This is a genomic window from Cobetia sp. (assembly GCF_983723665.1).
Genome location: NZ_CFDJES010000035.1, coordinates 13,807 through 17,538, shown reverse-complemented (window position 1 = coordinate 17,538; position 3,732 = coordinate 13,807). Strand labels below are relative to the sequence as shown.

Sequence of the window (3,732 nt, the reverse complement as noted above, 5' to 3'; positions counted from 1 at the left end):
GATCATCCCTCCGCCAGCATCCTGCGCAACATATCCGCCACTGGCCCCGTCTCCGGGCGCTTGTGACGCCACAGGAAGTAGGACTCGGCCGCCTGCTCCACCAGCATGCCGAGACCATCCTCGACCCGCGCACCGCGCTCGCTGGCCCAGCGCATGAAGACGGTCGGCTCGGCGGCATACATCATGTCGTAGGCGAGCGCCTGCGGAGAGAACAGCGAATCCGGCAACGGCGGCAGCTCGCCGCCCAGCGATGCGCTGGTGCCATTGATGACCAGATCGAACTGACCCTCGATGGCCGCATAGCTGCCACCGGACAGCAGGCAGCCTTGCCCCGCCAGGTCGGCGAAGTCCTCGGCCAGCGCGCTGGCCTTGGCGGCGGTGCGATTGGCGATCACCAATGCCGCCGGCTGCTTGGCCAGCAGAGGTTCCAGCACACCACGCACGGCGCCACCCGCGCCGAGAATCAGGATGCGCGCACCCTTGAGCGGCGCCTCGAGACGCTCGAGATCACGGGTCAGGCCGACACCATCGGTGGTATCGCCGTACAGCTGACCGGTCTTGCCGAGCATCAGCGTATTGACGGCGCCGGCGCGACGGGCACGCGGGCTCAGCACATCGACCAGCCGGAAGGCCTGCTCCTTGAAGGGCATGGTGACATTCGCCCCCTGGCCGCCTTCGGCGACGAACTCGGCCCAACCGGCCGCGAAGTCATCGGCCGGCGCCAGCCGTGCCTCGTAGCTCAGCGAGTCCTTGAGCTGCTCAGCGAAGGAGCGATGAATCAACGGGGATTTCGAGTGGGCAATCGGGTTGCCGAATACAGCGTAACGGGACATCAGGACTCCGGGACAATCACAGAAAAGCGTCAGGTCAATGCGGCGATCAGGCCTCTTCGCCCAGCCAGTCGCGGGCATGCAGGAAGTCACGATACAGCACCGCTTCGGCACTGCCTTCCTCGGGCTCGTAGCCGTACTCCCAGTGCACCACCGGCGGCATCGACATCAGGATCGACTCGGTACGTCCGCCACTCTGCAGGCCAAACAGCGTGCCGCGGTCCCAGACCAGATTGAACTCCACGTAGCGCCCGCGACGATAGAGCTGGAAGTTGCGTTCACGCTCGCCATAGGCCGTGTCGCGGCGGCGCTCGACGATGGGCAGATACGCCTCGAGGAAGCTGTCGCCGACGGATTGCTGGAAGGCGAAGCAGCGCTCGAAGCCCCACTCGTTGAGGTCATCGAAGAACAGGCCACCCACGCCCCGCGTCTCGTCACGGTGCTTGAGGTAGAAGTACTCGTCACACCAGGTCTTGTAACGCGGATAGACATCACTGCCGAAGGCGATGCAGGCATCGTAGGCCGTCTGGTGCCAGTGACGCGCGTCTTCTTCATGCGGGTAGAACGGCGTCAGATCGTAGCCGCCCCCGAACCACCATACCGGTGCTTCGCCCTCCTTCTCGGCGATGAAGAAGCGCACATTGCCATGGCTGGTCGGCACGTGCGGGTTGTGCGGATGCAGCACCCAGCTGACCCCGACGGCGTGGAAGCTGCGACCGGCCAGCTCCGGACGTACCGCCGTCGCGGAAGCCGGCAATTCATGCCCGAAGACATGCGAGAAGTTGACGCCACCCTTCTCGAACACGCCGCCATTCTCGATGACCCGTGAGCGACCACCGCCACCCTCGGCACGCTCCCAGCTGTCTTCACGGAAACTTGCCTGGCCATCGCAGGCTTGCAGCGCCTCGCACAGGCGGTCTTGCAGATCGAGCAGGTAGACCTTGACGTCTTCGAGATTGGCGTGGGCCACGATGCCTCCGGTAGAACGGGAATGAATGATGACGGGGCGACACCCGTCGTTGGCCGCTGCTGGCGGTGAACTGCCAGCTTACCGCGACACGCTGCGCTCGGCAGGTCGGAAAATGCCCCTCTTGGGCGTCTGGATGACGCGGCACTGATCTGGATCAACTCGAGGGGCGATCCTGCTGCTCAGGCGCGCAGTACCTTGCCGGTCGCGAGATCACGAATGGTGCTGGGGCGCGGATTGCCGCCGAGCGGTCCTTCGAGGATCACGTCATTGACCAGCGCATCGCCGAAGGCGTCACGCACCTCGTCTGCGGTCATGGCAGGCGATTCGCCGGCACGGTTGGCCGAGGTCGACACCAGCGGGCCGCCGAAGGCGGCGCACAATGCCTGGACCAGCGGATGATCGGTCACGCGCACGGCCAGGCTGACGTGTTCACCGCGCAGCAAGGGGTGCGCACGGCCATTGTCAGGCACCAGCCAGGTATAGGGTCCCGGCCAGCTGGCCAGCAGCTGCTCACGCTGCTCGACGGTGACTCCCGCCAACCAGGGTTCCAGCTGGGCGATATCACCGGCGATCAGGATCAAGCCCTTGGCGGCGTCGCGGGACTTGAGCTTGATCAGCCGAGCCAGGGCCTCACCATCGTCGGGATCACACCCCAGCCCCCAGACGGCCTCGGTGGGATAGGCAACGATGCCCCCATTGCGAAGACAGGCAGCGGCGCCGTCGAGGGCACGCTGATCCAGCGAAACATCACTGACATTCATGATCTGCTCGAACTCCTAGCTGCGGCAACACAATGGCGGCGATTCTAGCACGCTCACCGGCGCGAGACCGACGCTGCACATCGACGCAACACGGCGTCGCGTCGGGGTGGCATAGGCGCACCGCCCGGTTCACGGCATGATGAACGGGTCCATCACCCTCAGGGTATTGCGAAACTGACGCAAAGGCTTGTTTCAAAAGACTATCGAGGTCATTTGAACGCTTTGCTGGACAGTCTCCAGCACTGGGCCTGATGGCGTTTCACCCCCACTTTGCCTCCCCCTTTTCTTCAGACAAGGATGTGATCCATGCGTCGCGCTTTCTCACTGACCACCTCAGCCGCTCTACTGCTGGCATTGGCAGGCTGTGCCAGCTCTGGCACCCAGACGCCGACCGCGCCGGCGCCACGCCCTGCCCCGCTGCAGGATGCCGCAGCACAGGCGCCCTTGAGCGACCAGGCCATGCTGGCGACCCTGTGGATACAGCGCAGCGCGGAGTTTCATGCCCTGTCACTGCAAGCCTTCAACGTGGCCCACGACCGCCTGAATCTGGCGCTGGCGCGTCGCCACGCGCAGGACAAGCCGCTGGCGGTGGTCGTCGATGTCGATGACACCGTGCTCGACACCACCAGCTACGGCGGCTGGGCACTGCGTGAAGGCCGTACCTACGACAGCCAGAGCTGGGCTGACTGGGTGGATGATGCCGTCTCCACGGCTTCACCAGGCGCCGTGGAGTTCCTCAACTACGCACACGCCAGCGGCGTCGATGTCTACTACATCACCAACCGCAAGGCGGCCGGCAAGCAGGCCACCATCGCCAATCTTGCCGCGCTGGGCTTCCCGCAGGCCAATGCCGAGCACGTGATGCCGCGCACCGACAGCTCCGACAAGACCGCGCGCCGCGCGCGGGTCACGCAGGGACATGACATCGCGCTGCTGATGGGCGATAACCTCGGTGATTTCGATCAGGCCTTCCAGCAGTCCACCACCCGCGCACGCAATGCCGAGGTCGCGCGCCAGGCGGATCAGTTCGGCCGTCGCTTCGTGCTGTTGCCCAACCCGACCTACGGCGAGTGGGAAGGCGTGCTCTACGATGGCAACTGGAGTGCCAGTGAGCGCGAGAAGCGCGCCATGCGTGACGCGGCGCTCAATGCCTGGCAGCCCGAGAGCGGCA

The 3,732-nt window shown here is 65.1% G+C and carries 4 protein-coding genes; 1 reads left to right on the top strand and 3 read right to left on the bottom strand.

Features of this window, described 5'->3' with window-relative positions:
* Window positions 1–2: 2 nt before the first annotated feature.
* From aroE to tsaC, 3 genes are all read right to left on the bottom strand, one after another.
* Window positions 3–836: a shikimate dehydrogenase gene (gene aroE, locus AC4FAH_RS05525; protein WP_153636527.1), complete on the bottom strand. Its 834-nt coding sequence runs from the start codon at window positions 834–836 to the stop codon at window positions 3–5.
* Window positions 837–879: 43 nt separating this feature from the next.
* The gene (gene hemF / locus AC4FAH_RS05520) at window positions 880–1,800 is read right to left on the bottom strand and encodes an oxygen-dependent coproporphyrinogen oxidase (protein ID WP_054556860.1); all 921 of its coding nucleotides are present in this window, start codon (window positions 1,798–1,800) and stop codon (window positions 880–882) included.
* Between the two features lie 179 nt (window positions 1,801–1,979).
* Window positions 1,980–2,561 carry an L-threonylcarbamoyladenylate synthase type 1 TsaC gene (tsaC, locus tag AC4FAH_RS05515; RefSeq protein WP_153636528.1) on the bottom strand — a complete coding sequence of 194 codons (582 nt, stop codon included), beginning with the start codon at window positions 2,559–2,561 and terminating at the stop codon, window positions 1,980–1,982.
* 306 nt (window positions 2,562–2,867) lie between these two features.
* Here tsaC and AC4FAH_RS05510 point away from each other — a divergent pair.
* On the top strand, window positions 2,868–3,732 hold an 865-nt coding region (locus AC4FAH_RS05510), incomplete at its 3' end, for a 5'-nucleotidase, lipoprotein e(P4) family (protein ID WP_490245751.1).

Coding starts and splice junctions, on each gene's coding strand:
- tsaC (WP_153636528.1), bottom strand. CDS start 2,561: ATGAATGTCAGTGATGTTTCGCTGGATCAGCGTGCCCTCGACGGCGCC.